Below are 6,311 nucleotides of genomic sequence, written 5' to 3'. Positions count from 1 at the left end.
GCACCACCCCGTCAGTAGCTGAACAGGAGGGACAGCTGATAGAAACAGAAGCCACTGGAGCACCTCAAAAACACCATCATACACTAAATCAGTAAGTTGGCAGCATCACCTCCATACCGGACGTAATTCTGGAACAGAGCCTAAAACAACAACCAAAATGATCCCAGAAATAAAAATCATCAGGGCTTTCTTCGCTGTTTTAGATATAATACTGATTGTACGTTCCCCAGTTTTTACTGACTCAAATTCACCTTCTGCAACTCTGCGTTGAAACTCTGGGTCCGTTTCAAGATCATGGCCCCGTTTATAAACAAACAAACAACCAACAAGACACCCCAAAATAGTTCCCGGTACAGTAATCAATAAAATATCTAAAGCAGAAACATGTAATCCGGAAAAGACCGCAATCGTTCCTGTAACGACCGCACTTACTGGGCTCGCTATAAGACCAAAGTTGGCGGCAATGACTGACATTGACATGGCGCGTTCTGGCCTCACTCTTGCATCAGCTGCGATTTCAGCAATAACAGGATAAATGGAAAAAGCGACATAACCAGTTCCACATATTGCCGTAAAAAGATAAGCAACTGCTGGCCCAAGAAACGTGATTGCACCAGGCCTCTTTTGCAGTATTTTTTCAGCTATTGTCACGAAAAGATCAAGACCTCCCGCTGCCTGCAGGATAGCAATACATGTGATAACAGCAAGAATAATGGAAATGACAGTGATAGGCGGGGAATCAGGCGGGACTCCAAAACCAAAAGTCAGAATTGCGAGCCCTAATCCCCCCGCCGCCCCTAAGCCGATTCCACCAAAGCGCCCACCTATCCCAATGCATGTAAGTACTATTGCAAACTGAATTACGAATAACATCATAACCAATCCCTTTCGTCAACAAATAGCTTAATATCATGCACATAATGTGCGAATAAACATGATAAATAAATTTGTTATGATAGTATATAAAGAAATATAATTTAATATATTATTTATAGTTATGAATAGATAGGAGCTGTAATCAGAGTATATTATGGATAAAAGAAAAGAACTATTTGAATCTATTAAAGATTATTTGCTTGATGAAGCTAATCGTAAAGCCGATGGCCGTATAGAAACAGAAACGGAACTTGCAACTCGTTTTAACACCTCCCGATATAAAGTCCGTCAGGCACTTAGTACTCTCGTCCAAATGGGAATGCTTGAACGAGCCCCTCGCAGAGGAAGTCTGTTAAAAAACGTTGGCCAGAGTAGTATTAACGACCAATTGTTGATGCAGTTTGATCTATCTGGGTTTGATATCTCGGAATTTACAGAGGCCAGAATTTTAGTTGAGTGCGCGATCATTCCACTGGCAACACGCCGAATTTTCCCAGCGATGCTCTCCAAACTTGAAAATGAATTGAGATTGATTGAGGAAAATGCAGACAATCCACAAATAGCAGATCAACATGATCGGGATTTTCACCTGCTCTTGCTTCAGGCCAGTGGTAATCGTGTTCTGCAGGTTTTCTCTGATGTGTTAATCGCTTATTTTGAGAAAACAAGAGAGTCGTTACCGGATAATGATTGTCAATACTTCCTTGATACTGCTTCAAAACAGAGAGAGATATTGTCGTATATCAAAAAAGGCGATGCCCAAATGGCTTCAGAGTTAATGCGAGTTCATTTACTGGAAAAGAAAATATAGCATTAAATCTTTCAAAAACTAAAACTCAACCGGAAAACTTATCTGGTGTGAGTGCTATGTGATATCACTGTCAAGTTATTAGCTGTGTTTATCCTAATAAGGTATCTTTGATATATAAGCGAGCTTTATTGGTAAAGAGAGCGCTATCATAGCAGACTATGTTAAGTTAGAGCAGGGATGCGTAAGTCTGAGTGCCACGTCTTCTGTACGTATCGACGCCTTATACGATCTGGAAAATATTATCAGGCATAAACATAAAGGAGAACTTGCCTGAGTAGTTGCCTTTTGAGAAATTTATCTTCACTGGATGGGAGTTACCTGCCAACATGTGTTCCCGTCCAAGGACAGAACCAACAGTTGGGTGTTGATTACCTGGTGACGCGGAACCAACAGAAGTTGTAATTATGCAGGTCTGAGGAGATCAGTATCAGAGATATCCGAATGAACTGTGATAATGGTTTGACAAAAACGGATAACAATACAACAGAACACGTTCTTAGTAATCTCAGCCATGGAAATAAAAATTAGATGTATCTCCAATCAGTGAGTTGCGTGGAAATTACAAGGTTCTGCTGTACGATCTGAGTGGGTTAACTTGATATTTTGTACTCGTCACAGAAAATATACAGAGATATACACTCTGGTGTAATCACTGTTGTAGGTTGATCAGGTGTCACTCTTTTTACTATAATGTTTAGTATAAGCAATGTTTTTTCAAAAAACGTTCTTAGAAGTAGAGTTACTAACTCCAAAGTTAATGACACAGAACCAATGATAAAAAAAACTAATCCATTTCCCTCTTAAAATTTTTAACAAAAATAATTTCACATTTTATTTTAACGGGGAAATATTAAATAGTATATCTAACCCAGGGAAAGTTAATTAAATTCCATAAGTAACAATAGGGTTGATTTTTAAATCACTATATAGAATATTTATATAGATTTAGGTATTACGTTGGCAAGCTAGGTTGGAAAAATGAACAATGTATTAATTGTTGATGACGATATATTAGTAGCTGATGTGATTCGTCGCATTGTAGAACAAACCCCGGCATTTAAATGCTGTGGCATAGCGTTATCACTTGGTCAGGCGAAAGAAATTATATCTGTAAATAAAAAACTGGCTGACTTGATTTTGCTTGATCTTTATATCAATAAAGATAACGGACTTGATTTACTCCCTTTTCTTCATAGCATTCATTGCAAAAGTGATGTTATTGTAATTTCTGCTGCTGATGACTCTGCGACAATTAAAGATTCATTACATTATGGTGTTTCTGATTATCTGATAAAGCCATTTCATATCTCACGTTTGGTTGATTCGCTTACACGATGGAAACATAAAAAGACTCTTCTTGAGAGTCAGAAGATATTCAATCAATCAGAACTGGATTTATTAACTCACAAAATAATTCCGAACACAGAAAAAATAAGACATTTACCCAAAGGACTGTCAACAGATACATTGCGAATTATTTGTAGGTGGATTGATGAGCATCAACATAAAAAATTCACACTCAATGAACTGGCCAGTGGTATTAAGATATCCAGAATCTCATGCAGAAAATATATCATCTGGCTGGTAAGTTGCCATATATTGGCATTTGATTTTTCCTGTGGTGTCACTGGTCGCCCTGCTTATCGTTACTGGATAAGACATCAATATTACCCATATATTAAAAAATATAGTGAAAAACCGTAAGCCTTTTAATCATTTATCTACCATAATTATGACATCTACTTAATCACAATAAACTCATCGTGCGATAATTTCTGGAGAGTGTGTTCCGGATATTAAGAGGATAAACGTATGGTCAGGGAATAGTTATGTGCGGTAAATATGGAAGATTTCAGATTTTTTGACATTTACACTGATGCATGGCACTCCCCCATTGTTCAGAAAGAGTATATTCTCCCGGATGCTTCGTTACCAATCCTGCCCGTTTTTTCCGCAATTTTATCGTGAATGAATTTGTCCTGGAACAACATTGGTCTACCAGTGAACAGAGGATATTATTTCTCTGGATTCAACTGTGAATTCGCTCATCTATCTGCCAAGTAATACTCCACGGTTTTTGATAAGCACATTTTATGAATGTTACTCATCATCACGATGAGCATCAGGATATCATTAACAAGCCCCTCCCGATAAATCCGGAATTAACCACATTTCATGGGTACAAGAAAACCATTATGTATTGAAATGGTCCCCATTATTCATGTCTGTCACTTTATTCATTAAACTGCCTAAAACCAATACTATAAAAGCCCCGGCACGTTACCGGGGCGAGGTTATTAGTACTGATTGAATATCTGCTGGATCTGCTGCGGATCTTTGGTTTGCGTCAGAGCCAGTTGCAGCAGAACACGTGCTTTTTGCGGGTTCAACGTGCCAGAGGCGACGAAGCCATATTTCGCATCATCCACTTCGGCATCCTGAGTGGTTGCTCCCGTCGGTACGCGGGAAGAACGCACTACCGCAGTGCCGTTTTTCGCGGCGGTCGCCAGGGTGTCAAACACGGATTTATACAGGTTACCGTTACCCACACCAGCGCTAACGATGCCATCATAGCCCGCATCTACCAGTGCTTTAGCCGGAAGATCGGATGCGTTAGCGTAGTTATAAACAATGCCGACTTTCGGCAGTTCATTCAGCTTAGAGACATCGAACGGCGTATCACTGGTGTGCTTACGTGCCGGGGTGCGCTGGTAGTCAATCTTACCGTTGTGAATGTAACCCAGAGGGCCGTAGTTAACAGACTTGAAGGTCGCTACGTTGGTGGTGTTGGTTTTAGTGACGTCACGGCCATCCAGAACAGTGTCGTTCATTACTACCAGTACGCCACGATTAGCGGAGGCTTTATCAGCTGCGGTAACTACCGCGTTATACAGATTGAAGGGACCGTCTGCGCTCATGGACGTGGACGGGCGCATTGCACCGACCATCACCACCGGTTTGTCACATTTCACCGTCAGGTCAAGGAAGTAAGCGGTTTCTTCCATCGTGTCGGTACCGTGGGTAATGACGAAGCCGTCGGTTTTATCGCAGTCGGTGTTAATTTTTTTCGCCAGTGTCAGCCAGACATTATCGTTCATGTCCTGGGAGCCGATATTCACTACCTGCTCGCCTTTAACGTTCGCAATGTCCTTCAGTTGCGGCACCGCATTAACCAGATTTTCTACGCCAACTTTACCCGCTGTGTAGTTAGATTTGGTTGCGGAGTCACCACCACCGGCAATGGTCCCGCCGGTTGCTAAAATGGTGATATTGGGTAATGCCAGTGCTGCACCACTAAAACCCATAACCAGTGCGGCAAGTGCCGTTCTTTTATAGAAATTCATATCTACCTCCTGGACTGTGAAATATATTTACCATGTATTTTTCTATAGAACAGTTAATGCCTTATAAATTTGCTTAATAATGATATGTTTTAATAAATTCATTCTCTTTAACTTGTCATTAACTCATCCAGAATAAGATGATAAACTGTTATATTTCAGGATATAATATCCCTCCTTGACAGGTGGGCGAACAACATTAACTATCGATAAAAAAACACCGCATTCCGTGATAACATCATTCATCAAAAATATTCTTATCGATGTAGAAAACATCAATGTAAATAGAATGTTTAATTACCTCCCATTCAGAATAGCAATGAGCGTCCATCATGTTTTTTGATTAGAATCGTATAATAAATGTTGCACTAAAATATTTATAACGAAGTAACAATGCGCACCTCAATACTTAAAGATTGAATGGGCTACCAATCAATGTGGATACGTATTGACGGGTAGCCAGGAGATTGAAATTACGTTCGGTCAAGAATCAGAACATACTCACCACAAGAAATCCCAGAAGCACTGAGAAAGCAATAGCCAGTACACCCGGAATAAAGAAAGCATGGTTGAACACATACTTACCAATACGGGTCGTTCCTGTGTCATCCATTTGCACCGCCCCCAGAAGGGTTGGGTAAGTTGGTAACACAAATAAAGCAGACACAGCAGCAAAAGAAGCTACCAGCATGTAACTGTCATCCGGATTCGCTGCAGTAATACCCAATGCAGTCACAATAGCCGGAGTGATAGCTTTGGCAGTTGCAGCCTGTGAATACAGAAGCATCGCAGCCAGGAAAAATACCACAGCCAGAAGAGCTGGATACTGGGATACAGTAGTTCTGGCAAGCTCCTTAATTTCTCCTGAATGACCAGATACAAAAGTGTCCCCCAACCATGCCACACCCAGTACACAGATACAGGCAACCATGCCTGACTTGAACACAGAGGAGTCCGCAATCTTGTTTATATCTGCTTTACAGAAAAGGGTAATGAATCCGCCAACCAGTAGCATGAGACTCATAATAGCCGCATCACGACTAACAACAACGTTATCAATCAGACCCAGCGTCGGGCTAATGGCCGAAGCGTAAAGGACCACCAGGATGACGCCAATAAGGAAAATTGCGACAGATCGTCTGGCATAAGGCTTGAGCTGTTTGTTAACACTCTTTGAACCGCCCCGGGTTTCCTGGAGAGTGTTTTATCTGTGAACTCAGGCTGCCAGATCATCGTTTCCGATGGAAGCATAATAAGCTTTTTCTGCTTCTGCCGGAGGAGTA

General features: G+C 40.9%; 5 protein-coding genes and 1 pseudogene. 2 read left to right on the top strand and 4 right to left on the bottom strand.

Translation table 11 applies throughout. The annotated features are described in order from the left end of the window. Both ACJHWT_RS24975 and ACJHWT_RS24970 read right to left on the bottom strand, forming a co-directional pair. Window positions 1-55: IS1 family transposase (locus ACJHWT_RS24975; protein WP_129692851.1), on the bottom strand; the 55-nt coding region annotated here is incomplete at its 3' end. Window positions 56-105: 50 nt separating this feature from the next. Then, window positions 106-876, bottom strand: coding sequence for an anaerobic C4-dicarboxylate transporter family protein (locus ACJHWT_RS24970; RefSeq protein WP_319755231.1), 771 nt, complete (start codon window positions 874-876; stop codon window positions 106-108). 154 nt (window positions 877-1,030) lie between these two features. Between ACJHWT_RS24970 and ACJHWT_RS24965 the strand changes: the two genes are divergently transcribed. Together ACJHWT_RS24965 and dcuR are read left to right on the top strand one after the other, a co-directional pair. After that, on the top strand, window positions 1,031-1,687 hold the full coding sequence (locus ACJHWT_RS24965) for a FadR/GntR family transcriptional regulator (RefSeq protein ID WP_000361270.1): 657 nt from the start codon (window positions 1,031-1,033) through the stop codon (window positions 1,685-1,687). Window positions 1,688-2,665: 978 nt separating this feature from the next. Then, complete coding sequence (gene dcuR / locus ACJHWT_RS24960) at window positions 2,666-3,391, top strand: two-component system response regulator DcuR (RefSeq protein ID WP_001067029.1); 726 nt, start codon at window positions 2,666-2,668, stop codon at window positions 3,389-3,391. A 593-nt stretch (window positions 3,392-3,984) separates the two neighbouring features. Here dcuR and ansB read toward each other — a convergent pair. Next, window positions 3,985-5,031, bottom strand: coding sequence for an L-asparaginase 2 (gene ansB, locus ACJHWT_RS24955; RefSeq protein ID WP_001012364.1), 1,047 nt, complete (start codon window positions 5,029-5,031; stop codon window positions 3,985-3,987). 487 nt (window positions 5,032-5,518) lie between these two features. Next, window positions 5,519-6,202, bottom strand: a pseudogene (locus ACJHWT_RS24950) (anaerobic C4-dicarboxylate transporter family protein); the annotation flags it as partial. Window positions 6,203-6,311 lie beyond the last annotated feature (109 nt).

Source organism: Escherichia sp. WS338 (assembly GCF_046486405.1).
Lineage (GTDB): Bacteria > Pseudomonadota > Gammaproteobacteria > Enterobacterales > Enterobacteriaceae > Escherichia > Escherichia coli.
Note: the sequence above shows the minus strand (reverse complement) of the source record. Positions and strands in the feature narration are given on the sequence as shown.